This is a genomic window from Thiomonas sp. FB-Cd, assembly GCF_000733775.1.
Classification (GTDB): domain Bacteria; phylum Pseudomonadota; class Gammaproteobacteria; order Burkholderiales; family Burkholderiaceae_C; genus Thiomonas_A.
On record NZ_JPOE01000002.1, the window covers coordinates 465,508 to 491,400 of the forward strand.

Below are 25,893 nucleotides of genomic sequence, written 5' to 3' on the forward strand. Positions count from 1 at the left end.
CTCTCTCCCGCACGAATTTGCGACACCATGGTTATGACACCGCGAACTTGCTCCTAGGCTTGAATTGCCGGGGTCTGGCTCGTGCGCTTTCCCCATAGAGGCGAAAGCGTCTGAAAGTGCGGCTTGACCGCAACTCTGTCTTTCCGGGTGATCATCCATGTTTCAAATTACGCTTCCCGACGGATCGCGGCGCCAGTTCGATGGCGCTGTCAGTCTGTCCGAAATAGCTGCGTCCATCGGTCCCGGCCTTGCCAAGGCGGCCATCGCGGGCAAGGTCGACGGCCGTCTGGTGGACCTTGGCACGACGCTGGACCGTGATGCGCATATCGCGATTGTCACGGACAAGGACCCGGAGGGGTTGGAAATCATTCGCCACTCCACGGCACATTTGCTGGCGTACGCAGTCAAAGAGCTGTTCCCTGAAGCGCAGGTCACCATCGGCCCGGTGATCGACAACGGCTTTTATTACGACTTTGCCTACAAGCGACCCTTCACGCCCGAGGATCTCCCGGCCATCGAGTCCAAGATGGTGGAGCTTGCATCACGCGATGAACCCGTGGTGCGCCGAGTGCTTCCTCGCAACGAGGCGGTGGCGTATTTCAAGAGCCTGGGTGAGCATTACAAGGCGGAGATCATCGCCGACATCCCTGCTGGCGAGGATGTATCCATCTATGCCGAGGGTGGCTTTACCGATCTGTGCCGTGGTCCCCACGTGCCATCGACGGGCAAGCTCAAGGTGTTCAAGCTCACGAAGGTAGCCGGCGCATATTGGAGGGGTGACCATCGAAATGCGCAACTTCAGCGCATCTATGGCACAGCTTGGGCGCGCAAGGAAGACCAGGCTGCCTACCTTCAACGCCTGGAGGAAGCCGAACAACGCGACCATCGCCGCCTTGGCAAAGAGCTGGACCTGTTTCATTTCCAGGAGGAAGCTCCGGGCCTGGCCTTTTGGCATCCCAAAGGCTGGGCATTGTGGCAAGCGGTCGAGCAATACATGCGGAGCGTGTACCGCCAGAGTGGCTATCAGGAAGTGCGCGCGCCGCAGGTGCTTGACGTCAGCCTGTGGAAGCGATCTGGTCACTGGGACAATTACGCAGAGAACATGTTTTTCACCGAGTCGGAGAAGCGTCAGTACGCGCTCAAGCCGATGAATTGTCCGGGCCACGTGCAGATTTTCAACGCAGGGCTTCGAAGTTATCGTGACCTGCCGATTCGTTACGGGGAATTCGGTGCGTGCCATCGCAACGAGCCATCAGGCGCCCTGCACGGGTTGCTGCGCGTGCGCGGGTTCACGCAGGATGATGGGCACATCTTTTGCACCGAAGATCAGATCGAATCCGAGGTCACGGCTTTTCACCGGCAGGCCATGCAGGTTTATGCCGATTTTGGGTTTACCGATATTGATTTGAAGATTGCGCTGCGCCCCGACAAGCGCATTGGCGATGAGGACGTATGGGATAAGGCGGAAGGCGCCCTGCGGGCCGCACTCAATGCGTGCGGTGTGGCGTGGACCGAGTTGCCGGGCGAAGGCGCGTTCTACGGACCCAAGATTGAATATCACATGAAGGACTCCATCGGCCGAGCCTGGCAGGTGGGGACGATGCAAGTCGATTTTATGATGCCCGAACGTCTGGATGCGTCATACGTCGACGAACGCTCGTCGCGGCGCCGCCCCGTGATGTTGCACCGCGCCATCGTTGGGTCGATGGAGCGCTTCATCGGTGTGCTCATCGAGCACCATGCGGGAGCGTTGCCGATATGGCTAGCGCCCTTGCAGGCCGTCGTTTTGAGCATTACGGAAGAATCTGCCGCTTATGCGGCAGAAGTGACACAAGAGCTGAAAAAACAAGGCCTTAGAGTTGACTGTGATTTGCGTAACGAGAAAATCACCTATAAAATCCGCGAGCATTCGTTGCAAAAAATTCCCTATCTGCTCGTGGTCGGCGGAAAGGAGCGTGAATCGCAGGCGGTTGCTGTGCGGGCACGTGGCAACAAAGACCTGGGTGTGCTGCCCCTTTCCGAGTTCTGCCAAAGAGCGCTTAAGGAAGTTGCTGATTTGCAATAGCCGCAGCACAGTATCGTCCACTTTATTGAAAGGTTGAACCATCGCTACTGTACAGAGCCGCAACGCCCCGGAAAAAAGGGCTCACCGCCTCAATCGTGAAATTACCGTTCCTGAAGTTCGCCTAAGTGGCGAGGACAACGAGGCTCTCGGCATCGTGTCCATCACTGAGGCCTTGCGTTTGGCCGAAGAGCAGGGCGTTGATCTTGTCGAAATCGCGCCTACCGCAACTCCGCCGGTTTGCCGCCTGATGGACTACGGCAAGTTCAAGTACCAGGAACAAAAGAAGTCGCATGAGGCGAAGCTCAAGCAAAAGCAAATCCAGATCAAGGAAGTGAAGTTCCGCCCTGCAACGGACGAGGGCGACTACATGATCAAAATCCGGAACTTGAAGCGTTTCCTGGATGAGGGGGATAAAGCCAAGGTGTCCTTGCGCTTTCGCGGACGTGAAATCACTCACCAAGATATCGGCATGCGTCTGCTGGAGCGTGTTCGGGACGATCTCGAACCACATGGCCAAGTGGAGCAGATGCCTCGTCTTGAAGGGCGCCAGATGATTATGGTGCTGACGCCCCGCAAGAAAAAATAGCGGCCGTCGGCTGCCAACAATCCGATGTGCAGGTTTTTGTCCTGTACACGGTTCACAGCCGGGTTCGCACAAGGCGAAGTCGGCTGATAACAAGTGGGCGCAGGCCCAAGTCCCGCATTGCGCGGGCGCCTGCGAGCATGTCAACTTCAAATGGAGCTTTCAATGCCCAAGATGAAAACCAAGAAAAGCGCTGCCAAGCGCTTTCGTGTTCGCCCCGGCGGCTCGGTCAAACGTGGCCAGGCCTTTAAGCGTCACATCCTCACCAAGAAGACGACCAAGAACAAGCGCCATCTGCGTGGCTCCACCGAGGTGCACGCCACGAACATGGGCCATATTGCCCAGATGATGCCGTTTGCCTAAGCCTCGTGCTCAGGCCTCTTTTACTGATGAAGGAGTGATGAAATGCCTCGCGTCAAACGTGGTGTAACGGCTCGCGCCCGCCACAAGAAAGTTCTGGATCAGGCCAAAGGTTTCCGCGGCCGCCGCAAAAATGTCTTCCGCATTGCCAAGCAGGCGGTGATGAAGGCCGGTCAATACGCTTACCGTGACCGCCGTGCAAAAAAGCGTGAGTTCCGCGCTCTGTGGATTACGCGCATCAACGCCGCCGTGCGTGAGTTCGGCATGAGCTATAGCGTGTTCATGAACGGCATGAAAAAGGCCGCCATCGAAATCGACCGCAAAGTCCTGGCTGAGATGGCCGTGAACGACGCGGCTGCCTTTGGCAAGATTGTCGAGCAAGTCAAGGCGAATTTGGCTTGAGTCGCCAATTTGCGGCGCGCGCTCTCGGGCGTGCGCCTGTTCAAGCTGTGCAGGCCTGGTCGTACCGGGCCTTTTTTCTCGCTGCAGCCTTTGCATCTCGACGGGTTTTTCAGCCATGACGCAATTGCAGGATCTGGTGCATCAAGCCGAGTCAGAGTTCTCGGCGATTTCACAGCCAGCCGAACTCGAAAACGCCAAGGCCCGCTACCTGGGTAAATCGGGCGTCATCACCGGGTTGATGAAAGAGCTGGCGCAGTTGCCGCCCGAGGCTAAGCGCGAGCGTGGCGCGGCCATCAACTTGGCAAAGCAGGGGATCGAGCAAGCGCTGCAGCGCCGGCGTGACTCGATGGCGGAAGCCGAGCTTCATGCCAGGCTCGCCGCGCAGGCGATCGATGTCACGCTGCCCGGCCGCGGCCAGCAAGGGGGTGGACTACACCCTGTGGTGCGCTCATGGATGCGTATCGAGTCGATCTTTCGCTCCATCGGATTCGACGTGGCGGACGGCCCGGAGATTGAAGATGATTGGACCAATTTCACGGCATTGAACTCACCGCAGAATCATCCGGCGCGTTCGATGCAAGATACGTTCTATGTCGACGTGCAGGACGCTCGCGGGCAGCCGCTGCTGTTGCGCACGCATACTTCACCGATGCAGGTTCGCTACGCGCGCGCGCACGTCAAACGCTACGCTGGCGCGGACATGCCCGACATCAAGGTTATCGCGCCTGGGCGAACCTACCGCGTGGACAGCGACGCGACGCATTCCCCGATGTTTCACCAGTTTGAGGGTCTGTGGATTGGTGAGAACGTGTCGCTCGCCGATCTCAAGGGTACCTATACCGAGTTCCTGCATACGTTCTTCGAGCGCGATGACATCACGTTGCGCTTCCGCCCGTCCTATTTTCCGTTTACCGAACCGTCGGCAGAGATCGACATGATGTTCGACAGCGGCCCGCTCCAGGGTCGATGGCTGGAGATCTCGGGCGCGGGCCAGGTGCATCCCAACGTGGTGCGTAATTTCGGACTTGATCCGGAGCGCCATATCGGATTCGCGTTTGGTTCTGGCATCGAACGGCTCACCATGCTGCGGTATGGCGTGGGCGATCTGCGCCAGTTCTACGTTGGTGACCTGCGGTTTCTCGAGCAGTTCAATTCAGACTGAGTGGGGCGCGCGAGCGTCTCGCCTCCTGCCTATTCTTCGCTCACAGCATTTTCCCACCCATGCAAGTGCCCGACTCCTGGCTTCGCCAATTTTGCAACCCTGCTCTAACCAGTGAGCAGATTGCCGACCGCCTGACGATGGCCGGCCTTGAAGTCGAAGAGATGCAGGTGGCTGCGCCGGCATTCAGCGGCGTAGTCGTCGGCGAAGTGATGACTGTTGAACCCCATCCGAATGCAGACCGACTGCGCGTTTGTCAGGTCAATGCGGGAGGCCCCAACACACTTCAAATCGTATGCGGTGCGCCGAACGTTGCAACGGGCATGAAGGTGCCTTGCGCGACGATTGGAGCGTTATTGCCGCCAACCAAGGACGGCGATGCACCGCTGCGCATCGGGCCGGCCACCATGCGGGGCATCGCATCGGAGGGCATGCTGTGCTCGGGCCGGGAACTGGGAATGTCTACTGATCATTCAGGCTTGTTGGCTTTGCCGCCTGAACTCGCGCCCGGCCAGAATCTGCGTGAGGCGCTGGAACTGGATGAATGCATCTACAGCATCAAACTCACACCCAATCTGGGCCATTGCCTAAGCGTGTTCGGCGTTGCACGGGAACTCGCTGCCATCACTGGGGCGCCGCTCAATCGGTCCGAGATCATGCCCGTTGAGCCGACCCTCGCTGAAACGCTGCCAGTGCGTATTGATGCGACGGATCTCTGCGGGCGGTTTTCTGGACGCATCATCCGTGGGGTCAATGCTCGCGCACTCACACCGGCTTGGATGCGCCAGCGTCTTGAGCGCGCGGGGCAGCGCAGCATCTCGGCACTGGTTGATATCTCAAATTACGTGATGCTCGAACTCGGCCGACCGTCACACGTGTTCGATTTGAACAAGATTGATGGTGCTCTGGAAGTGAGGTGGGGCAGGGCGGGCGAGACGCTGAAGCTGCTCAACGGTCAGGAGATCACGGTGGACGATCAGGTTGGCGTGATCGCTGCAGGCCGCGGCATCGAGTCCCTTGCGGGCATCATGGGGGGGGATGCGACTGCCGTCACGCTCGACACGCGCGATGTATACGTGGAGGCAGCTTTCTGGTGGCCTGACGCGATTCGTGGTCGGGCGCGGCGCTACAACTTCTCCACGGATGCGGCTGCCCGCTTTGAACGCGGCGTGGATTACGCCACCACGGTGGATCATGCCGAGCGCATCACGCAGCTAATCCTGAACATCTGCGGGGGACGCGCAGGTCCCATGGATGATCAAGTGCTGAACCTTCCCAAACGCGAGCCGATACGCATGCGCGTGGCTCGCTGCGAGAAGGTGATTGGCATGCCGATTGGGGAATCACGCATGGGTGAAATCTTCACCCGGTTAGGCCTCCCATTTCAGAAGGAGTGTGCTGCAGCGGGCGATGCATTTGTCGTGACGCCCCCGAGCTATCGCTTCGACCTTGAAATCGAGGAAGATCTGATTGAGGAGGTGGCGCGTATCCACGGCTATGCGCAGATTCCTGTGACCTCACCAAAGATGGCAGCGCGCATGTTGCCGGCACCGGAGGCGACGAGGAGTCTGCACGCACTGCGTCGAGCGCTGGCCGCGCGCGCGTATCAGGAAACTATCAACTTCAGTTTCGCTGAGCTTGAGTGGGAGGCCGACCTGGCCGGTAACCTTCAGCCGATCGCACTGCTCAACCCAATTGCCGCACATGCCAATGTCATGCGCAGCACTTTGCTCGGCGGGTTGCTGCAAGCCTTGCGGCTCAACGTGAGTCACAAGGCGCGCCGCGTACGATTGTTTGAGATCGGGCGCGTCTTTATGCGCAGCACGGAGCCAGCGGACGACAGCCGGCCCGGAGGTGTGAATCAGCCCATGCGGGTGGGGGGGCTGGCATATGGCCCGGTTGAGCCCACAGGTTGGGCTACGCCTGAACGCTTGGTGGATTTTTTTGACGTGAAGGGCGATGTTGAGCAGTTATGCGCCGGAGTCGGCCTGCTCGCGTTTGAGCCCGTTAACCATCCTGCCCTTCACCCTGGCCGCAGTGCTGCGGTGTTGGTCGACGGCCAAGCCATTGGCGTGGTGGGCGAGTTGCATCCGCGGTGGCTGCAAAAATATGCGCTTGCGCATGCCCCGGTCGTTTTCGAGCTTGATGCCGTGGCTGTGCAGGGCCAGGCCATGCCTGTTCTGCAACCAGTACCACGTACTCCCGCGGTGTTGCGTGATCTCGCCTTCGTCGTGGATGCCAATACGGCTGCGTCTCGCATACTGGAAGCGGTGGAGCGTGCAACGGTGAGCGACACGCGTTGCGCCATCGTCGCCAAGACCGTGATCTTCGATGTTTTCCAGCCGCAGCAGCAAGACGGCGTGCGAAGCAAGAGCGTTGCTCTGCGTCTGACTCTGCAGGGCGAAGAAACGCTGACCGACGCGCGGGCGGAAGCCGCCTGCGCTGGGGTGGTTGAGGCTCTGCAGGAGGCGCTAGGCGCTCGGCTTCGCGCCGCCTAGCTGACGGCTACGCAAACGCCTGCATCAGGGATCATTACGGGGAGAGGGGACCATGGAAAAGATTGTCACAAGCTTGCAGACGCCTAGCTTGACGAAAGCGGAATTGTCAGAGTTGCTCTATGAGCGGATTGGATTGAACAAGCGCGAGTCGAAGGATATGGTGGATGCCTTTTTTGACCTGATCCGGGACACGTTGGCATCAGGGCACGATGTCAAGCTTTCGAACTTTGGGAATTTTCATCTGCGCAACAAGGCCCAACGCCCTGGGCGTAATCCCCGAACTGGAGAGATCATCCCCATCCAGGCGAGACGCGTTGTGACCTTTCATCCGAGCCAAAAATTGAAGGAACAGCTGCAGGTGCAGGTGGAGGTTGATCCTGTGGGGAAGCGTTGAGTCTGAAGAGATTAACCCAGCGCCGCCTTATAGTCTCATCAACGCTCCTCACACCCTTCGCCCCCAGCCTCGACTGCAGCCATGACCGCCGCTTCGGACTTGCCACCAATACCGTCCAAACGCTATTTCACAATCGGTGAGGTGAGCGATCTTTGTGGCGTCAAATCGCACGTGCTGCGCTATTGGGAGCAGGAGTTCAGTCAGTTGCGACCCATGAAGCGGCGGGGCAATCGTCGCTATTACCAACATCACGAAGTGCTGCTCATCCGCCGCATCCGGGAATTGCTGTATGAACAGGGGTTCACGATCCATGGCGCGCGTGCACGGCTTTCTCAGGGTGACCTGCAAAGCGAACAGCAGTCATCGGAGGTGGCGGCTACAAGTTCAAGTGCGGACCTGTCGCATGGCAGTGAATGGAAAGACGCAGTCGATAAAGGCAGATCAGTTTGGCCTCGAGGCGAGCCGCTGACGTGGCCCGCACCGCTGCGCGATGACCTGCGGAGTCATTTGAAAGCCCTGCGTGAGCTCTTGGACTTGGAATAATCTGCTATAGTTTCCAGCTTGGTCGTCGGGGCGTAGCGCAGCCTGGTAGCGCACCTGCATGGGGTGCAGGGGGTCGGAGGTTCGAATCCTCTCGCCCCGACCAATACCATCGAGGAATAACGAAGGGCCGCGACAAGCGGCCCTTCGGCTTTATCGCGAGGCGCGATGAAATCTCCACGATTTCCCGCCAAGAACGCGCAGAACCGGGCTGAGCCCCGCGTCCCAATGGTCCCGGGCGTCCAGGCATGGACAGCCGCCTTACCCCGCGTTGGTCGTGTGTGTGCAATCGATCCCGATTTCTGGCGTGGCCGGCACCGGCCGGGTACTGCACCGTCACCCTGGTCGAACCGCCGTCGCCCCAACTCACGCAGGCGCAAACAGCACGTTGCCGCCAGGACGCGCACCCGTGTGGACCGATCTGCGAGATTTGTGCTGGCCATCCCATGGCGGCTGGCTGCGCCCCAGCTCTACGGCGCCGATTTACCTATGCACAGGGCCGAGTGACGTCGCGTCAGCCGCATGATCGAGCAATTGGGACAGCCGGACACGGTCGATGATCCGCACTTGGCGCAGATGCACCTGCAGCAGTCCCATTTCATCGAAGTGCGTCATCAACCTGCTTATTGTTTCCAGCTTCAATCCCAGGAAACTGCCCAACTCTTCCCGGCTCATGCTGAGGTTGAGTGCGTCGCCCGATAGGCCTCGCGCCTTGAAGCGGTCCGATAAATCCAAAAGAAAATACGCCAGACGCTCGGCGGCGTGCATGCTGCCGAGGGCAAACTGAGTCCGTTGCGCGGCTTCCAGGCAATTGCCAATGAGGCAATGAATCTGATGCTGCAAACCGGGCAGTTCGCGGGCGCAGGCCTCCAGAGCGCTCATGTCAATCGGGCTGGACTCGCAGTCTTCAAGAGCAACTGCATCAGTTGAGTAGGTCCTTGTGGCAAAGCTCTCCAATCCCAATATTTCGCCCGGGAGATGGAAACCGATGATCTGCTGTCGACCATCGGGGCTGCCCAGGATGGATTTGAAGGATCCCATACGCACGAGGTAAAGCTTGTTCGCCAGTTGCCCCGCCTCGAATAGCGGATTGCCTTTTTGTATCCGAATCGTAGACTGCACCATGTCCTGTATGCGTTCGCACGCGTCTTGCGATAGCAAGAGCGGGAGACAGAGCGGATTCTGAACGCCTGAGTCACAGGCAGAGGCGCCTGTTTGGGGGACGGTCTGTACGTGCCTAGTGTCCATATGCGGCTGAAGGATGCGTAAGCCGCAATATCGCATAGTTTGCATGTATTGCCCACTGGATATTTTCGTGCCTATGCCTGAGGCCGCCTCAGACAAGGAGGATGAGACGCCGATGCCCGCTGACTCGATCGACCTGGTTGTCACACTGAATGCGCTGCAAGCCCAAGCGCTCGCCCAATTTTTGACCAGCGCAAGCTTGGAGGATTTCGGGCGAGTGGCCGTGGATCGTCGCGAAGCCGCATTGATGGAGCAAGCGTCCGAGGTCATCCGTCGATCGTTGGCGGAGCATGGATTCGATCCGCGTCGCGCAGGCTCTGAGCATGACATTGGCTGAGCACGCGATCGGGCTTCCGACATTGCTGTTTGAGAACCAGAACCGCTTGTAGGGGCGCTCTTGCCGACAGTGACTGCGGGTTCGGAAGACGGTCCGATATTTCGCGTCGAATTGATCTGGATCACTCGGCCAAGGACTTACCCCGAAGACCGTGCGGGACGGCGTTCGCTACAAAGCGAGAATCTGCAGTTCACCCAGTGACGGGAACCAGTTGGTGACCGGGCCATGTTCGGTCGGTTCGCCTTGCGCAGTGGCGTCTGGTGATGCGGTGCGGAATCATTTCTAACAGCAACCTGAGAGGAATACCCCATGAGCGCCGTGCTCGATCCTGCGCGTGCAGGGACCCCTGCTGCCGATCATGCCCATGACCATCCCCGCGGGTGGCAGCGTTGGCTTTTTTCTACCAATCACAAGGACATTGGCACGATGTATCTTGTGTACGCGCTGGCGATGTTGTTTGTTGGCGGGGTGTTGGCACTCGGTATTCGTGCGGAGTTGTTTGAGCCGGGTATCCAGTTTCTCAATCCCCAGTTGTATCTGTCATTTTCCACGATGCACGGCCTGATCATGATTTTCATGGCTGTGATGCCCGCGCTCACCGGGCTTGCCAACTGGATGATCCCGCTGCAGATCGGGGCGCCGGACATGGCCTTTCCGCGCATGAATAATCTCAGTTTCTGGCTGCTCATCCCTGCTGCACTCCTCGGGGTGGCGGCCTTTTTCGTACCAGGCGGCGCCCCTGACGTGGGTTGGACCCTGTATGCGCCGCTTACGGTTCAGCAAGGCATGGGCATGGATCTGGTGATCTTCGCCGTGCACATCCTTGGTGCCTCGTCAATCATGGGGTCGATCAATATCATCGTCACGATCTTGAACATGCGCGCACCCGGCATGAGCTTGATGAAGATGCCGATGTTTGCCTGGACTTGGCTGATTACGGCTTATTTGCTGATCGCAATCATGCCTGTGCTGGCGGGCGCGGTGACCATGACATTGACGGACCGCCACTTTGGCACAAGCTTCTTCAATGCGGCCGGCGGCGGTGACCCGGTTCTTTATCAGCACCTGTTCTGGTTCATGGGGCACCCTGAGGTGTATGTGCTGATCCTGCCGTCATTTGGCATCATGAGCACCGTGGTGCCCACCTTTTCGCGCAAGCCCCTGTTTGGCTACAGTTCGATGGTCTATGCAACGGCATCCATCGCTATTTTGTCGTTCATCGTCTGGGCGCACCACATGTTCACGGCGGGCATGCCAACGTTCGGCCAGTTGTTCTTCATGTACGCCACCATGCTCATTGCAGTGCCAACAGGAGTGAAGATTTTTAACTGGGTCGCGACGATGTGGCGTGGGTCGCTGAGTTTTGAGACCCCGATGTTGTTTGCCATTGGCTTCATCATCGTCTTCTTGATCGGAGGCTTCACGGGCTTGGTATTGGCGCTGGCGCCGATCGACGTCCAGGTGCATAACACCTACTACGTGGTTTCACATTTTCACTACACGATGGTGGCTGGTGCACTTTTTGCGATTTTTATGGCCTTTTATTACTGGTCACCGAAATGGACAGGCACGCGATACAACGAGCGCGCTGGGCAGGTCCACTTCTGGCTGTCGATGATTGGCTTCAACCTGACGTTCTTCCCGCAGTTTTTCCTGGGCCTGGGCGGCATGGTGCGGCGCTACGCGGACTATCCCTTGCAGTTCACGGATTTCAATCAACTGTCGTCGATCGGCTCCCTGATCTTCGGGTTGGCTCAGGTGTACTTTCTCTTCGCCGTGGTGCTGCCCGTGGTGCGTCGGCATGGTGAGAAAGCCCCGCAGCGACCTTGGGAGGGGGCACACGGCCTGGAGTGGGAAGTGCCTTCACCTGCGCCGTTCCACACCTATTCGACCCCTCCAAAGCTGGACCAAACAGCAACGAGAGTTCTTGCAGGCGAATAACTTGCTAGCCCCGACGACGATCGCCGTCCCATGCGAGGCGGACGCTTGTCGCTGGGTGGCTGCACATATCTCCACTCAAGGCTTTTCCCCATGACCGCACCGTGCCATGCCTGCTCCAATCGGGCGACGTGTGGACTCTTGGGACTCTTGGGGGACGCACGCAATAATCCGCAGGCGAGGATTCAGATCGACGAATATCGTGCCGACGCCGTGATCCCCGTTCACCCAGCACATTTATACGTCGTCAGATCTGGGGCAGTCAAAGCGGTCTGGAATGCAGTTGGTCGTGCGGCTGAAACGGTCATTGAATTCAGCTTGCCCGGACAATTGTTCGGACTCGAAGCGCAAGTTGATGCGCAGACTCTCGAGAAGCATTTCAGGGCGTCGGTCGCCATGACATGTGTCTGCAGCATCGGATGCGCTATCAAGGGAAAGAGCCGCCCTTCGAAGGAATTATGCGAACGATTCAATGCCGCGCTTGCCAGTCGGATTGGATCGACGTACAGGCATACGCGCGTCATCCAAGCTGCGGCGCAGGCTCGCGTGGCGGAGTACATGATGCAAGTTCTCCAAGCGGCTGGGGCGCGCGGCGTCTGCATACCCCGAAGCCTGCCAAATGTGCCCCGGTCGGATATCGCCAGTTACTTGCGTTTGCGCACGGAGACGCTCAGCCGTGTCTTATCGCAGTTTAGGAAAGAGGGGTGGATACGCGGGCCGATTCATCGCATCGAGGTCCTCGAACCGGATGCCATTGCGGCGCTTAGGGAGCCGTAGGGAGAGAAGGCTCCGGAATTTTCGACCGGTCATTTGATAGCGCCCGGATTGCGCTTTTTGGGGGACAGATGACGGGCGCAACGCCGCAATCGAAACTGGACTTGCGCACCGCCTGCTTGGTCTTGGACGCGATTAGTCAGCCGCAAGGCCTTGGGCTTTTTTGGAAGGGGCGCGGTCTGTCGTGTACATGTGAACCTGGGGACTCGAGATTTCAGGCGGGGGCAAGCGGGCGTTTGTCGGACGCTACACCCGTGGGGAGCGGCGCGAGAAGCTGGCGCGGGATTTGCGGCGGGCATTGCTGGCGGCGTGAGGCGAGCGGCAAGAATCATTTTCAATAAGGTGACATTCGCGATGAAACTGAAGCACTATGTGACGGCGGCCTCGGCCTTGTTTGTTTGCACGGCGTTTGCCGACCAGAGTCTGCCGGGGGGGCCGCAGGTCAACGGCATTGATTTTCAGCATCCGGTGACGAGCATTGCGCGCGACCAGCGCGATCTGAACTACATGGTGATGCTGATTTGTCTGGGGATCGGCATTTTGGTGTTTGGGGTGATGTTTTATTCGGTGTTCAAGCACCGCAAGTCCAAGGGGGCGGTGGCGTCGCAGTTTCACGAGAGCACAACGGTGGAGATTGTGTGGACGGTGGTGCCGCTGCTCATTGTGATTGCCATGGTGATTCCGGCGACGAAGACGGTGGTGGCGCAGCAGAACGTGTCGGACTCGTACATGACGGTGAAGGTCACGGGTTATCAGTGGAAGTGGGGATACGACTACGTGGACGGTCCGGGCAAGGGCATTGCCTTTTACTCGACGTTGACCACGCCGATGTCGGAGATTTACGGCAGCGCGCCCAAGCCGGACAATTATTTGCTGCAGGTTGATCATCCGCTGGTGGTGCCGGTGGACAAGAAGATCCGGATTCTGACCACGTCGATGGACGTTTTGCACGGTTGGTACGTGCCGTCGTTCGGGGTGCAGATGGATGCCATCCCGGGGTTCATCCGTGAAACCTGGTTCAAGGCTGATCAGGTGGGTACCTATTACGGCCAGTGCGCGCAGGTTTGCGGCAAGGGTCACGCCTTCATGCCCATTGTGGTCAAGGTCATGTCGCAGCCCGATTACGACAATTGGGTCAAAACCGAGCAGGCCACGCTGAAGAAGGATGGCGGCGCCCTGGCCCCTTCCGGAGCGACGAGCTGATCGTCAAGACTGCGCTTGCATAGGTCGCTTGGCGGGCTTCGAGCTTTGAAGATGCCGAACTCAAGCGTGAGGTCGCGGGCTTCCCATGATTACCCGCCCGCATACTCCAGGGCTGTCCGCTGCACTTGATCAAGTACTCCATAAGCTCCGTCCTTGAAGGGCGGTGAAGGATGGCGTGGATGCCACAGCCATCCTTTTGGCGCTTGCGCGGGATTTTGTGGACTGCCTATTTAACCTAGATGCTACGGGCGGGAGATACCCGGAGCGTCGGTGAAGTCATTGGTGTAGCCATGCCGGCAGCAGCGGAGCTCACCGAAGCAGCTCAGGGGTAGCTTGGCGCTATGCCACACCTACGCGCTGCAGGACTCGCCGTCCTTGCCGCACAAGCGGTGGCTGCAGGCGAAGGGCTAGGCGATGGCCAATGCTGATTCGCTGGATTGGGTGACGGTCCTTTGGCATATGGCGCGCTGCGACCGAGTCAAATTTGGCTCATTCCTCGGGGGTGCCGGTGGATAGCCGCCGCACGGCGTGTACGAAGCGCTCCAGGGTTGGTGACAGTACTCCCGGAGCTAGCCTTATGTCCAGCAACTGAAACCGCCCGCGTGTGGCGTGCGCATGCTTCAGCGCGCTTTTGAGTTCCGCGCGGGTGCGAACCACGACGCCATCGCCTCCCATACCCGCCGCCATGGACGCAAAGTCCCAGGCTGGCAGCGTATTGAATCGCGCCGAAGGCTCAAACACGTGCAACATCTCCCAAGCGGCGTTATTGAACACGAGCACGATCGGATCCCAACCGTAGTGAGAGGCGTTTCCCAATTCCCACCCGGTCATTTGAAAGGCGCCGTCACCCACCAGAATAATGGGTCGTTGCCCAGTTGCCGCTTGCAAGCCAAGGCCGGCTGGTACGCCATAGCCCATTGTTGCGTAGTAACCGGGCGCAATCATCTCGGCGGGGCCTATGTCCATGGCCGTGAATAAACAGTCCCCGACATCGCTGGCCAGCGGCATCGACCCGTGTTGGCGGATCAGAGCGTTGACGGCCGCGGCGATGTCAATGGGCGCGACTGGCGAGTCATCCGCGACCCAGGCACCAGCAGGCAAAGTGTCCGCTCGCGGTGTCGCAACCACATGGGCATCGATCGGAGTCCGTTCCAGCATTGCGTCAATAAGCGCCGTGAGTGGTAGGTCCGGATAAACATGGTGGCCCATCACGACACGCCCCTCAAGCGCCTGGATGGCATGGCGAAGATCAATGCGTTGGGCCGACACGGCAAAGTTGGTGTCGGACACGATGACCCCGAGCAGCAGAAGCGCGTCAGAGCTTTCGACCAGCGCAGTGATCGACGGATCTCCCGCGAGACCAAGGTAAGTGCCTCGCAGATCGGCCGCGGATTCTGCCAGTAGCCCGCGTCCCATGAAACTAGTCACCACAGGAATGCCAAGCCTGCGCGCAAGCTCAGCCACGCGGGATTCCAGTGCGTACCTTCGCACCTCCACGCCGACCATCAAGACCGGATGCTGCGCGTCCTTAAGGCGGGCCAGGAGTTCAGCAGCGCAGGTGTCCAACGCCTCTTGATCAGGTTTTGGCAAAGGCAGCGTGGGAACTTCATCGCAGGTCCGCGAAGGCATATCTCGCGGGATTTCGATGTAGACGGGGCGCGAGGCGCGTAGCGCCGTGTCCAAAACTCGGGCGATCAATTCAGGCGCGGCCGACGGGTCATCCAGTCGTACGCGGTCCGCGGTGATCTCCTGATAGATCTTCCATTGGGAGTCGAGAGTTTTGACTTGGTGGTGCAGGAGAAAGCCGCTGGCAGCCTCATGCGTCGCTGGTGCCCCAGAAATTACGACGACGGGAACTCGCTCAGCGTAGGCGCCTGCCACCGCATTGATCATGTTCAGAGCTCCGGCGCCATAGGTGACGGCCGCCACCCCAAGGCCACCGCGCACGCGCGCCGAAGCATCCGCGGCGAAGCCAACGCCGGGTTCGTGGGAGAAGGTGTAGAGCGGCAGCACAGCGCTGCGCTCGAATTCGCGAAACAGTGGCAGGGCAAAGTCGCCTGGAATTCCGAATATCTCCGTAGCTCCCCGTTGCCTGAGGGCTTGAAGCAACCGTTCCGTCAATGTAGATGGCATTTCCTGCACTCCTCGAAGATCAGGTCACTGATGTTTTGCACCATAAGACATGGGGGACTCCATGCGCCATCTCGAGATGGTTGCAGGCCGAACGGGGTCGACTTAAGGCGCTCGGGGTTCCCCCTTTACCCCCACAGTGGGCCAATGGCATCCAGTGTGTTTTTCAGCAGCAAACCGAATTCAGTGTCGCCCTCCATCACCAATGCTCGCTCAAAGAACAAGCGATCGGCGTCATCGACTCCTCTGGCGAGGCGCCAAAGGGCTACGCTTGTGCTGTGAATGGTCACAGCTGGGGTCGATTGCGATGGAGCCAAACCGAAGCCTCGCGCATTAAGTTGCAAACGCAGACGCAAGCCGAGATCCTGGAGCTCCACATGTACCGCTCGCCCGGACAGCGCCAAGCGGATCTCGGCATCCAAGTGTGGCAGTAAGACGCGATCAAGCACACGAGCCAGCGCAAACGAGGGGGGCTGCGTCGGTAATGCGCGGATGATATTGCGCACCGGTTCGGGGACGGCGCCAGCCATGCGCACTGCAGTTGCACCCAGGCCATTGAGCCAAGATCCAAAGATGAAGTCGTGTGTGCCGGTGGGTCCACGTTCGCGATCAAGCGGCAATGTCATGTTGCGGTTCCATCAAGGGGTTCTTTAGGCATCATAGACTTCGCCGCCAGGTTCCACAAAATGCATCCCCGGATGGCGGTAGATATAGCCATTAACCAATGTCCCTGGCAAGGGAAGAGTGCGCAGGCTGGCCAGCGCGTCAATGGCTGATCCCCCGTGGTTGTAAACAGTATCGAAACACGAAAGCACATCCGTGAAGCGTTCGCTGCATGGTGAAAGGCGGACGCGCGAAACGCCAGCTTGGCGCAGACTGTTCGCCTCGCCAATAAGGGCCTGCATCCCTGCGGACTGGATCTGAGTGCCATTCAAGCTAAGAAAGGGCTCACCTTCGCTGCTGTTCAAGAGCAACCCATCCGCGTCATTGCGGCAGCGGAATTCACACGCATCCTTCGTCAAACGATGGTGTCGTGCGGTGAAGCATCGCGCCGAAAAAGACAACGGTATCCGGCCGAAGGCCCACACTTCCGTGGCGACTTCGCCTGCAACTCCACGTACCCGATCATCAACGGGATTTACTTTGGCAATGGAGCTCAAAGGCAGTTCGGGAGGAGCGACCCAACGGCACGCACCCATTTCTGCGTGTTCCGTGAGTGCTTCGCGGTTGTAAACATTGATGTGGGGTCCAAGCACGAAAGGCAGGCTTTTCCCTTGCCCCTGTCGCACTTGGGCAATCGCCTCAAGCGCGGAGGCGTCACCAGCCTCCACGGCAAATTCCTCCTGCTCCGCAATAACGCGCACTGATCGCAACTCGCCTTCACTCATGATCAAGGCCTGAGAGGCCAGAACAACCTCTTTGCCAGCGCGGGTCAGATCGCGCCCCAGCGCAAGCCAGTCCGAATGCTTCATTTCGTTGCGCCGCGAGCAGACGATCTCCCCCAACACGACGGTGTCGGCAGGACTGTCGGCGATGTGCTCATAGAAGTCGAGCAATGTGGACCGGGGCCACCAATATTGAAGTGGCCCGACGGTGATTGCGATTCTGGCGTGATTCATGGACTCGGGCATGGTGTGAATTCTCATGAGCGCGAAAAATTGACGGAACCCGGTGTTACCGCCACGGACGGTCATAAGCGCCAAGCGTATGCTGTTGGCCTTCGGCCCATCGACCAAGTTGGCTTGACCAGGTTTGCTGTACCGCGTACCGCTTGCCCGACGCAGCCAGGTCAATCGCAGCGCGCCAAACCCGCGTGACTTCGGCGACATAGCTGGGGCTACGTTGGCGGCCTTCGATCTTGATGGCTTTGACCCCGGCATCGACCAACTGGGGCAGGAGCTCGAGGGTGTTGAGACTTGTGGGCTCTTCAAGCGCGTAATCGTGCACGCCATTGACTTCGAAGCGGCCTTTGCATAGCGTGGGGTACGCACGCGGCTCATCTGGTGCATACCGATCAATCAGCACGCCATTCAGGCGAGCTTCCACGGCTCCGTGCTGATCAACCCAACGCACGGCAGACGGGGGCGAACAGACCCCAGCATTGTTGGGCGATGATCCTGTGGCATACGACGACAGTGCGCACCGCCCTTCCACCATCACACACAGACTTCCGAAGCCGAAGACCTCGATGTCCACGCTGGTGTGGCGAACGACATGCGCCACTTGTGACAGGGTCAGGACTCGCGGCAGCACGGCGCGCTGGATGCCATAGCGTTGGCGGTAGAACTCGATGGCTGCGTAGCTCGTGGCCGAGGCCTGCACAGACAAGTGCAGACGTACCCCTGGATGATGCTGGTGGGCATAAGCCAGCACTGCAGTGTCAGCGACGATGAGCGCGTCGGCGCCGAGGTCAAGCGCTTGGTCGACCGCCCGAAACCAGGGTTTAGGGTCGCGTGCATCCGCAAAGGTATTGAGCGCCATGAACACCTGCGCGCCGCGTTCATGGGCGTACGCAATGCCTGCGCGGACCTGCGCTGCATCGAAGTTCAATCCAGCGAAATTGCGTGCATTCGTCGCATCACGCAGGCCCAGATAAACGGCATTTGCGCCTGCATCAACCGCCATCTGAAGGGCACGAAGGGATCCGGCCGGGCAGACCAGTTCGGGTTGGCTATGCGTGGTTGGCATGGGAACTTTTCATGGAAGATTGAGAGAATCGCGAGGCATATGGGTCCCCTCAGGCTGCTTGGGCACCCAACTCGCGCAGCCCGACCCTAAGACCTCGCAGTGCTTTAAGCCGATCGGTAGGAAAACTTTGATCGACGGGCGCCCCATTGCGCATGAGTTGCGCAGGTAAGCGGCAGCCTTGCACTGTCCAACGACGCACACCTTGCGCGGCCAGTGCCGCTCCCATGGCAAGCAGCCTCTCCTGGCTATAGAGGCCAGCGTGCCAAGTGGTCCGGCACTCGAATGCCACGCCGCTATCCAAGAGTTGGCCAAGAGACGCCTTGGCGCGTTCTCCGCTGCCCGGCACGCCAGTGAGCGTGTCGTAGCGATCCCATGGAGCTTTCACATCAAAGCCAACCCAATCGGCTATTGCAAGCACCTCCTTCAGGCGCTGGGGATACATGCCTGCTGTGTGCAGGCCAAGCTCAAACCCGAGGTCCCGCACCTGCGTCATCGCCTCTGGCAGAGCAGATTGCAAGGTGGGCTCGCCGCCGGAAAAAACAACTGCGTCGAGCAGGCCTCTGCGACGCTGCAAGAGGGCCAATATGGCGCTCCAATCGTGCGCAACCGGGGCGCCTGCTTCAAGCAGGTGTGGGTTGTGGCAATAGCCGCAGCGCCAAGGGCATCCCTGACAGAAAACCACTGCTGCAAGCTTGCCCGGGAAGTCGATCGTGGTCATGGGAGTGAGCCCACCCACGCGCAGTGCCTCCATACGCACGCCTCAGGTGCCGAGCGCGCAGCGCTGCTCGCCGAAGAACTGACGTTCGTGGTGTTCACCTTGCTTGCCGACATTGAAGCTTGAGACGGGCCGGTGGTAACCCATAACGCGCGTCCAGACCTCGCAGGGTTGGCGTTCATCATCGCGCAGTTGTAGATATTCGGATTCATTGCAGGGGGCCGGGTTCGAGAAGTTTGTCATCGTGTTGCTCCGTCGTCGGTTGGGAAGCTCGCGCCGATCTCATGCGGCGAGCAAGTTGCGCTTGCGGGCCAGAATCTCGTCGTCACATTTCGGACAGAACCGGTGTTCACCGGTGAGGTAGCCGTGGGTTGGGCAAATTGAAAACGTGGGCGTAATGGTGATGTATGGCAAGCGAAACCGTGTGAGCGCGCGGCGTACGAGATCTCGGCAAGCTGAACCGCTTGAGATCTGCTCGCTCATGTACAGGTGCAGGACAGTGCCTCCTGTGTACCTGGACTGCAAAGGCTCCTGGCGCTCAAGCGCCTCAAAGGGATCATCGGTGAAGCCGACAGGCAGCTGCGAGGAATTGGTGTAATAGGGTTGTGCTTGGGTGCCCGCTTGGATGATCCCCGCATAGCGCTTGCGGTCCTCCTTTGCAAAGCGGTACGTTGTGCCTTCCGCCGGTGTTGCTTCAAGGTTGTAGAGGTGTCCGGTCTCCTCCTGAAAGGCGGTGATGCGGTCGCGAACATGGTCCAGCAACCGGATGGCGAATGCTTGCCCCCAGGACGTGGTGATGTCATGCTCGTTCGCAGTGAAATTGCGGATGAGTTCATTGATGCCGTTGACGCCGAGCGTGGAAAAATGGTTACGCAACGTGCCGAGATACCTTTTGGTGTAGGGAAACAGGCCTTCATCCATAAGGCGCTGGATGACCTTGCGTTTGATCTCCAGGCTTTGCCTTCCCATATCCAGCAAGGTGTCGAGCCGGCGCAGAAGCCCCTGTTCATCGCCGCTGTGTAGATGTCCCAAACGCGCACAATTGATTGTGACTACCCCGACCGATCCGGTCTGTTCGGCTGAGCCGAACAGACCGTTTCCGCGCTTGAGAAGCTCGCGCAGGTCAAGTTGCAGGCGGCAACACATGGAGCGCACCATGTTGGGCGCGAGATCAGAGTTGATGAAGTTCTGAAAATAGGGAAGCCCGTATTTGGCGGTCATGTCGAAAAGCCGCAGCGCATTCTCTGATTCCCATGGAAAATCCTTGGTGATGTTGTACGTGGGAATCGGAAAGGTGAACACGCGACCTTTGGCGTCGCCGGCGGTCATCACGTCGATGTAAGCCCGGTTGATGAGGTCCATCTCGGCCTGAAGGTCCCCGTAGACGAAGGGCATGTCCTGGTCGCCGATCCGGGGTGTCTGCCCGCGAAGATCCTCCGGGCAAGTCCAGTCGAACGTCAAGTTGGTGAAGGGCGTCTGGGTACCCCAGCGCGAGGGCACGTTGAGGTTGTAGATCAACTCCTGCACACACTGGCGGACGGCCGGATAGTCCATCCCATCCTTGCGCACAAAAGGCGCCATATATGTGTCGAACGAGGAGAACGCTTGCGCTCCAGCCCATTCGTTCTGCAAAGTCCCCAGGAAATTGACGATCTGACCGACAGCGGAACTCATGTGTCGAGGTGGTCCCGCCTCCACCTTCCCCGGTACACCATTGAGTCCCTCAGTAAGCAGGGTACGCAGGGACCAGCCCGCGCAATAGCCAGCCAACATGTCCAAGTCATGAATATGGATGTCGGCGTTGCGATGGGCCTCGCCAATCTCAGCGGGATAGACGTGGGAAAGCCAGTAATTTGCAGTGACTTTTCCCGCAACGTTGAGGATAAGGCCCCCGAGGGAGTAGCCTTGATTGGCATTGGCGTTGACGCGCCAATCGCTACGCGTCAGATACTCATTCACCGAGCTTTGCACATCCACCCAGGACCTTTGGTCTTGGCGCATCTTGGCATGCTGCTCACGATAGACGATATAGGCGCGTGCCGTTTTGAAGTGGTCCGCGGCGATCAGCGTGTGCTCGACAACATCCTGGATTTGCTCGACGCTTGACGCGCGGTTTCCGAAGCGATGAATGAGGACTTTGACCGCGGCATCGCAGAGGACTTGTGCTTGCTCTGAGCCAAACTCCCCGGTTGCCTCACCAGCGCGCCGCAGGGCCGATCGAATCTTGCCTGCGTCGAATGCGACTCGAACATCATTGCGCTTAATTACCTCACGTGGAAGCGTCAGACTATGGTCGGTGCTTGTGCTATTCATGGGGGTCTCCGTGCTTTGATGGCACTATATCTAGTGTCTGAAGCCTAAGTGATCTACTAGATGCAGTTATGCCTTAGGTCAAACAAGCTGAAGATTTTGAGCCTTTCCCGGAAATGCCGATGGGGGAGAATCGGCGCCTGCAGGTCCCATTCGCCTGCGCTGCGGGGGGGCTACGCGAACATCGCCGACCTTGGCGGCGCGCTCGATGCGTCAGGGGAAACGGCCTTGAAGCCCAAAGTTCAGTTTGCCGGCCGTGACGTCCCGCATGCCAATCAAGGCTCGTCGTGGAGCCGCATGCCTGGTGTGGAATGGGCCCGATGCACTAAAAGATTAGGCGACCCCGTTGTCGGATACCGGTTGGGTAGCGCACGGCGGCCGATTCGTGCGTCGCGAGCCGCGGGGCGGTGCAATCGCGGAGAATTGGCACAGTCGGGTTGTTCTGTGAAGCAGCAATCCATCGAAGCGTCCGAGTATGAGCTTACACGCGCCTCGCACGTCGTGGAAATTTCGTCCCATCCCGCGCAAGCGGTTGCCGCTGGCCAAGGACCGCGCTGTGTAGGCCATATGAACTCTTCCGCCGCTAAACGCATCGCGTTGTAGCGTGGGCTTCGCGGGTCAAGGATCTGGACTTGCCACGTTGCCGTGGCAGAGGTTTAGGTCTCGCCGACACGCCCGTCCCAGGCGTGTCCCGAAAAGAGATTTGCTGCACTGCATGCGCGTCGATGAGAACCACCAACGCGCTGTTCTGGTCGCGCGGCATGATGTTCCCGCAGTGCGGGCGGACATGCATGCGCTCGGCAAGCGTCTTGGGAGCGAGTTCCCAACAGGCCGAGCAGCGCTGCGACGGTTTGAGCTGGCGCGTATCGCTCAGGTGCAGTCGCGTCCAAGCCTCCAGCCGCGCCATCTGCGCGGCATTGGGGTACAGCTTGAGTGTGGTTTTGCAACGTTGCATGCTGTCGTGTTGTGCAGCTAAACACGGAACAACAAGCGAAAACCGCCCGCTTGCCCCCTCCTGCCCGGACGGCTTCGCCTAAGTGACGCTGCGCGTCAGCCCGGGCGAGGAAGGGGAATGCACGGGCATGTGTTCAATCGACACCGTGCGTCAAAAAAAGCTGGTGCAAGGCAGCAAAGCGAGCTGAAAAATCCCACCGAACGCATGTAATGCCAAGGCACGCCAGGAAACATTGCTCGCTCTCAGGATGCAGCGGGGCTTTGCGAAAAACTTGTCGATCGATTTACCAATTCCAAACGATCCGGTGTATCCAAGTCGATCGCGATTCTCATGCAAACCGTGCGACAGACCTGAAGAACCTCCTCGCTTTGAACGCGGTAGACAATCTCGTTGCCCATGCGGTGCTTCGCCACGAGTCCGGCAAGGTACAGCATCTTGAGGTGCTGTGAGACGTTTGGCTGTGTGGACGCAACTGCCTTAACAATCGCGCCCACGCTTTTGCCTTGATTGCAGATGGTGCTCAAGATGCGGAGTCGAATCGGCGTGGCCAGCGCGCTGAAAAACTCGGCGGCCAAGACGAACACCCTTTCTGATGCCTCGTCTTCAACGATACGTGTGAAGTTTACGGGGGGCACGGGAATCATTTTTGACTGCATGGGGGAGCGCCTTTGGATTGGTAATGAGCACCGTTGCGAGATGCCGGCTGATCATGTGCGCAAAGCGTTGCGTTTGAGGGGAGGCCCATGCGCGGATCAACGGGGCATGGCGCCGTAGTTGTGCGTATCAATCAGGAGCAACGGGGCTTGCGCCGACGATCCTCAGAGATACTGACTGGCGGCCAAGTAGCGCGGCAAGGGCAGTGCGGTCGGGGATCTGCACTTGATGCCGCCGCGTCATTTGAATCAGGCCTGCATTTTCAAATCGCGCAAAGAGTCGACTGACCGTCTCTGAATACATACCAAGATAGCTGCCGATGTCCTTGCGCGTCATGCGCAAAGCAAATTCGCGCGAGGAAAGCCCGAGCCCGCGATGACGATCCGACAAGTCCAACAAAAAATGCACCAGACGCTCAGCGCCTTGCATGCTGCCAAGGACAAGCAAGTTTTGCTGTGCGCGTCGCATGCTGTCGGCCACGAGGGCCTGGATCCGTCGCTGCACGATTGGGCGGGCCCTCGCAGCAGCGTCCAATGCGCGCGCATCGATCTCGCAGGCTTCGCTTGCTTCCACGGCGACGGCATCGCATAGATAAACCTGAGCGGCATATCCGTCGAGGCCGATCATGTCTCCGGAAAAATGAAACCCAAGCACCTGTTGCCTTCCGTCAGGCGCCCGCATCACTGATTTGAAGGACCCGGTCCGGATCGCATACACGCGATCCAACGTCCGACCGGCCGCAAAAAGGCGCTGCCCTTTCCGAAGTCGAACGGCTGCCGTTTGCCGCACCCGACGGTCACCCCCCTCATCTTGTAGCAAGGCAGCCTGAAAGCAGCTGCGACTCTGGAAGCATCGTGTGCAGGGATCCGACTCGTCCATACGGTGAAGGACGGAGCGTGGCGCCAAGCCGATTGCGCTGGATGTTTCCGTGCGGCAATTCAACAGTTTCTCGCAAGTGTCGCGCATCGCATTTCCTCTGAATCAATGAGCTTTTTTCGAGTGAATGAAGGCACCCATGCCCCTGCCTCGGCGACGCGTTCTTGCGGGCTCCGGTGCCATTGCATGCCGATTTCTCTATGGCACCCGTGCACTTGACGGGGCGGCTGTAATGCCCTCAGGACCTTGGGGTGGATCTGGAATCTGGAATCCAGCGCTCGGCCATGACCGAGCTGAGATAACGCACAAGTCGAGGTTCTTGCTGAAAATCGGAATCAACAGTGACCTCATAGATCGCGATTCCATATTCGGCGGCGCGCCGCTCATGCTCGGCGAGAGCCAAGTGTTCGACGCGTTCCTTGTGGCCGACGCAAACAACATAGCTGTGGCGCTCGGGATCGCCATGATGGAACGCTTGGGCGAGATACAGCGTAGACGGGGTCGTGGACATGCGAGCATCCTTGGTGGTTCAACACGAGGTGAGCGAGTTTCGGTGGCTTCCAAGCCGGCGCAAGTATCGGCGGACACCACATTGCTGACCAAAGTGATGGCGACATAGCACGAGCAGGTGACGCCCTGTGTCTCTCGCCCTGGCGTACGGATTTGGATTACATCTAGAAAGTGGGGCGGAGCAATGTCTGCCGCCGGAGACTCCCGATCGTGGTTGGTGCGTGCTCAATGCGTCAATGCAGGCCTGCAAGGAAATCCCGGACATGCTCATGGTGAAGTGATCGTCATGCCGCGTATGTATGAATGCCGCTGTTGGCATTCTCAGAACAGGAGTCGGGGGCAGAGTTGACCGGAGTCAAACAATGGAGCCTTTGCTTGTCTAAGCAGGCACGAAATCTTGTCGAAATGTTGCTGGCGATTCGGCTTGTAGGTCGTCCGGGGGAATTGCGTCGGCGCGTGGCTGTCTGCTCATCCGCCGCATAAGCAAACGATCTCCGTGATCTGCCCCCTTCAGCTGACAGCTGAACGCTGTGAGCGGAAGCATCAGGAATTAATCAGGGCGCATGCCGGCAGGGCAGGCCGATGGCGTTTGCGTCGCGCGCACGTTACGTAACACGTCCCAAAGAAGGGCCAACTGCACGGGCCAAACCGCTGGGGAGCGGTTGGTGTTGCACATGCCCATCATGCTGCAAATGCCACGGGGACCCCGACAACCATGAGCACAGCGCCGCCAAAGCGCCACCCAGTCTGCTTCCAAAGCAGCTAAGCCTTCCCATCGGCGAGCGGGTGCCCGCTCTTGCGGCGATTTCGGGCCTGCCGTCGAACCGGAGCGGTGAACGCCTGGCGTATCGCCGACAAATCAGTGAGTTCAGCAGCAACCAGAAAATTGATGGTTCCTTCCGGGACCATTCCATCTGCGTCAAGCTCGCCGGCAGGCACACCCGTTAAAAGCTCGATGGTTTCGTCCACGTTATGCACCGCATAGACATGAAATTTCCCTTCGGCGCAAGCTGTCACGACATCTGGCCGCAGCATCAGGTGTTTGACATTTGCGGATGGGATGAGAACCCCCTGTTCGCCCGTGAGGCCGCGAGCGCTGCAGATATCGAAGAACCCTTCGATTTTCTCATTGACGGCGCCTACTGCCTGTACATCGCCGAATTGGTTAACGGAGCCGGTGACCGCCAACGACTGCCGGATTGGCAGGTTGGCCAAATCGGACATCAAGGCGCATAACTCCGCCAAAGAAGCGCTGTCGCCTTCTACCGGGCCGTAGGATTGTTCGAAGACCACGCTGGCCGAAAGAGACAGGGGAACGGCACGGGCATACCGGGCCCCAAGGAAGGAGGCCAGGATCATTACCCCCTTAGAGTGAATCGAGCCTCCGAGCTCCGCCTCGCGTTCGATGTCTATGACTCCACCCTCCCCGATACGAGCCGTTGCGGTGATGCGCACCGGGTGGGCGAACTGGAAATCGTCCAGCGCTATCACAGATAGCCCATTGACCTGGCCGATGCGCTCACCGGTTACTGAGATGAGAAGGTTGTCGCGTAGGAT

At 59.0% G+C, this 25,893-nt stretch carries 25 protein-coding genes, 1 tRNA gene and 1 pseudogene; 13 read left to right on the plus strand and 14 right to left on the minus strand.

Going from position 1 to position 25,893, the window contains the following annotated elements; translation table 11 throughout:
* Nucleotides 1–157: 157 nt before the first annotated feature.
* From thrS to CD04_RS0102305, 9 genes are all read left to right on the plus strand, one after another.
* Nucleotides 158–2,065, plus strand: a complete 1,908-nt coding sequence (gene thrS, locus CD04_RS0102265; RefSeq protein WP_031404195.1) for a threonine--tRNA ligase — start codon at nucleotides 158–160, stop codon at nucleotides 2,063–2,065.
* 40 nt (nucleotides 2,066–2,105) lie between these two features.
* Entirely contained in the window at nucleotides 2,106–2,651 is a 546-nt protein-coding gene (gene infC, locus CD04_RS0102270) for a translation initiation factor IF-3 (RefSeq protein WP_081857754.1), read from the plus strand.
* A 162-nt stretch (nucleotides 2,652–2,813) separates the two neighbouring features.
* Nucleotides 2,814–3,011: a 50S ribosomal protein L35 gene (gene rpmI, locus CD04_RS0102275; RefSeq protein ID WP_031404197.1), complete on the plus strand. Its 198-nt coding sequence runs from the start codon at nucleotides 2,814–2,816 to the stop codon at nucleotides 3,009–3,011.
* A gap of 42 nt (nucleotides 3,012–3,053) precedes the next feature.
* Nucleotides 3,054–3,410: a 50S ribosomal protein L20 gene (rplT, locus tag CD04_RS0102280; RefSeq protein ID WP_031404198.1), complete on the plus strand. Its 357-nt coding sequence runs from the start codon at nucleotides 3,054–3,056 to the stop codon at nucleotides 3,408–3,410.
* Nucleotides 3,411–3,525: 115 nt separating this feature from the next.
* Entirely contained in the window at nucleotides 3,526–4,572 is a 1,047-nt protein-coding gene (gene pheS / locus CD04_RS0102285) for a phenylalanine--tRNA ligase subunit alpha (protein ID WP_031404199.1), read from the plus strand.
* Nucleotides 4,573–4,631: 59 nt separating this feature from the next.
* Nucleotides 4,632–7,067, plus strand: a complete 2,436-nt coding sequence (gene pheT, locus CD04_RS0102290) for a phenylalanine--tRNA ligase subunit beta (RefSeq protein ID WP_031404200.1) — start codon at nucleotides 4,632–4,634, stop codon at nucleotides 7,065–7,067.
* 52 nt (nucleotides 7,068–7,119) lie between these two features.
* Nucleotides 7,120–7,461 carry an integration host factor subunit alpha gene (locus tag CD04_RS0102295; RefSeq protein ID WP_031404201.1) on the plus strand — a complete coding sequence of 114 codons (342 nt, stop codon included), beginning with the start codon at nucleotides 7,120–7,122 and terminating at the stop codon, nucleotides 7,459–7,461.
* 81 nt (nucleotides 7,462–7,542) lie between these two features.
* Entirely contained in the window at nucleotides 7,543–8,004 is a 462-nt protein-coding gene (locus CD04_RS0102300) for a MerR family transcriptional regulator (RefSeq protein ID WP_031404202.1), read from the plus strand.
* Between the two features lie 26 nt (nucleotides 8,005–8,030).
* A tRNA-Pro gene (locus CD04_RS0102305) sits at nucleotides 8,031–8,107 on the plus strand.
* Between the two features lie 377 nt (nucleotides 8,108–8,484).
* On the opposite strand, the gene CD04_RS0102310 is transcribed toward CD04_RS0102305, so the two are convergent.
* Nucleotides 8,485–9,126, minus strand: a complete 642-nt coding sequence (locus CD04_RS0102310; RefSeq protein ID WP_231480430.1) for a helix-turn-helix domain-containing protein — start codon at nucleotides 9,124–9,126, stop codon at nucleotides 8,485–8,487.
* A gap of 235 nt (nucleotides 9,127–9,361) precedes the next feature.
* Between CD04_RS0102310 and CD04_RS0102315 the strand changes: the two genes are divergently transcribed.
* The 4 genes from CD04_RS0102315 to coxB all read left to right on the plus strand — a co-directional run bounded on the left by CD04_RS0102315 (nucleotide 9,362) and on the right by coxB (nucleotide 13,498).
* On the plus strand, nucleotides 9,362–9,583 hold the full coding sequence (locus CD04_RS0102315; RefSeq protein ID WP_156030038.1) for a hypothetical protein: 222 nt from the start codon (nucleotides 9,362–9,364) through the stop codon (nucleotides 9,581–9,583).
* A gap of 309 nt (nucleotides 9,584–9,892) precedes the next feature.
* Complete coding sequence (ctaD, locus tag CD04_RS0102320) at nucleotides 9,893–11,524, plus strand: cytochrome c oxidase subunit I (RefSeq protein ID WP_031404205.1); 1,632 nt, start codon at nucleotides 9,893–9,895, stop codon at nucleotides 11,522–11,524.
* A gap of 393 nt (nucleotides 11,525–11,917) precedes the next feature.
* Nucleotides 11,918–12,298: a helix-turn-helix domain-containing protein gene (locus CD04_RS25135; protein ID WP_031404206.1), complete on the plus strand. Its 381-nt coding sequence runs from the start codon at nucleotides 11,918–11,920 to the stop codon at nucleotides 12,296–12,298.
* Between the two features lie 351 nt (nucleotides 12,299–12,649).
* Nucleotides 12,650–13,498 carry a cytochrome c oxidase subunit II gene (gene coxB / locus CD04_RS0102335; protein WP_038167428.1) on the plus strand — a complete coding sequence of 283 codons (849 nt, stop codon included), beginning with the start codon at nucleotides 12,650–12,652 and terminating at the stop codon, nucleotides 13,496–13,498.
* Between the two features lie 489 nt (nucleotides 13,499–13,987).
* Here the strand turns inward: coxB and ipdC are convergent, their stop codons facing one another.
* The 13 genes and pseudogenes from ipdC to CD04_RS25140 all read right to left on the minus strand — a co-directional run bounded on the left by ipdC (nucleotide 13,988) and on the right by CD04_RS25140 (nucleotide 25,695).
* Nucleotides 13,988–15,631, minus strand: coding sequence for an indolepyruvate/phenylpyruvate decarboxylase (gene ipdC / locus CD04_RS0102340; protein ID WP_031404208.1), 1,644 nt, complete (start codon nucleotides 15,629–15,631; stop codon nucleotides 13,988–13,990).
* Nucleotides 15,632–15,756: 125 nt separating this feature from the next.
* Complete coding sequence (locus CD04_RS0102345) at nucleotides 15,757–16,254, minus strand: SCP2 domain-containing protein (protein ID WP_081857756.1); 498 nt, start codon at nucleotides 16,252–16,254, stop codon at nucleotides 15,757–15,759.
* Between the two features lie 24 nt (nucleotides 16,255–16,278).
* Nucleotides 16,279–17,259, minus strand: a complete 981-nt coding sequence (locus tag CD04_RS0102350) for a U32 family peptidase (RefSeq protein WP_231480431.1) — start codon at nucleotides 17,257–17,259, stop codon at nucleotides 16,279–16,281.
* Nucleotides 17,260–17,302: 43 nt separating this feature from the next.
* On the minus strand, nucleotides 17,303–18,316 hold the full coding sequence (locus CD04_RS0102355) for a peptidase U32 family protein (RefSeq protein WP_031404211.1): 1,014 nt from the start codon (nucleotides 18,314–18,316) through the stop codon (nucleotides 17,303–17,305).
* A gap of 49 nt (nucleotides 18,317–18,365) precedes the next feature.
* Nucleotides 18,366–19,067, minus strand: coding sequence for an anaerobic ribonucleoside-triphosphate reductase activating protein (locus CD04_RS0102360; protein ID WP_051848863.1), 702 nt, complete (start codon nucleotides 19,065–19,067; stop codon nucleotides 18,366–18,368).
* A gap of 9 nt (nucleotides 19,068–19,076) precedes the next feature.
* The gene (gene nrdD / locus CD04_RS0102365) at nucleotides 19,077–19,274 is read right to left on the minus strand and encodes an anaerobic ribonucleoside-triphosphate reductase (RefSeq protein ID WP_031404213.1); all 198 of its coding nucleotides are present in this window, start codon (nucleotides 19,272–19,274) and stop codon (nucleotides 19,077–19,079) included.
* A gap of 39 nt (nucleotides 19,275–19,313) precedes the next feature.
* On the minus strand, nucleotides 19,314–21,344 hold the full coding sequence (locus tag CD04_RS0102370) for a ribonucleoside triphosphate reductase (RefSeq protein WP_031404214.1): 2,031 nt from the start codon (nucleotides 21,342–21,344) through the stop codon (nucleotides 19,314–19,316).
* 580 nt (nucleotides 21,345–21,924) lie between these two features.
* Nucleotides 21,925–22,296: a transposase gene (locus tag CD04_RS23505; protein ID WP_231480432.1), complete on the minus strand. Its 372-nt coding sequence runs from the start codon at nucleotides 22,294–22,296 to the stop codon at nucleotides 21,925–21,927.
* A gap of 242 nt (nucleotides 22,297–22,538) precedes the next feature.
* On the minus strand, nucleotides 22,539–22,952 hold the full coding sequence (locus CD04_RS0102385; protein ID WP_231480433.1) for a metalloregulator ArsR/SmtB family transcription factor: 414 nt from the start codon (nucleotides 22,950–22,952) through the stop codon (nucleotides 22,539–22,541).
* A 127-nt stretch (nucleotides 22,953–23,079) separates the two neighbouring features.
* Nucleotides 23,080–23,430, minus strand: coding sequence for a helix-turn-helix domain-containing protein (locus CD04_RS24315; protein WP_231480598.1), 351 nt, complete (start codon nucleotides 23,428–23,430; stop codon nucleotides 23,080–23,082).
* A gap of 54 nt (nucleotides 23,431–23,484) precedes the next feature.
* Nucleotides 23,485–23,916: pseudogene (locus CD04_RS24320) on the minus strand (cyclic nucleotide-binding domain-containing protein); the annotation flags it as partial.
* 148 nt (nucleotides 23,917–24,064) lie between these two features.
* Nucleotides 24,065–24,337, minus strand: coding sequence for a hypothetical protein (locus tag CD04_RS22910; protein WP_081857757.1), 273 nt, complete (start codon nucleotides 24,335–24,337; stop codon nucleotides 24,065–24,067).
* A gap of 761 nt (nucleotides 24,338–25,098) precedes the next feature.
* The gene (locus tag CD04_RS25140; protein ID WP_369792817.1) at nucleotides 25,099–25,695 is read right to left on the minus strand and encodes a S16 family serine protease; all 597 of its coding nucleotides are present in this window, start codon (nucleotides 25,693–25,695) and stop codon (nucleotides 25,099–25,101) included.
* Between the last annotated feature and the right edge of the window lie 198 nt (nucleotides 25,696–25,893).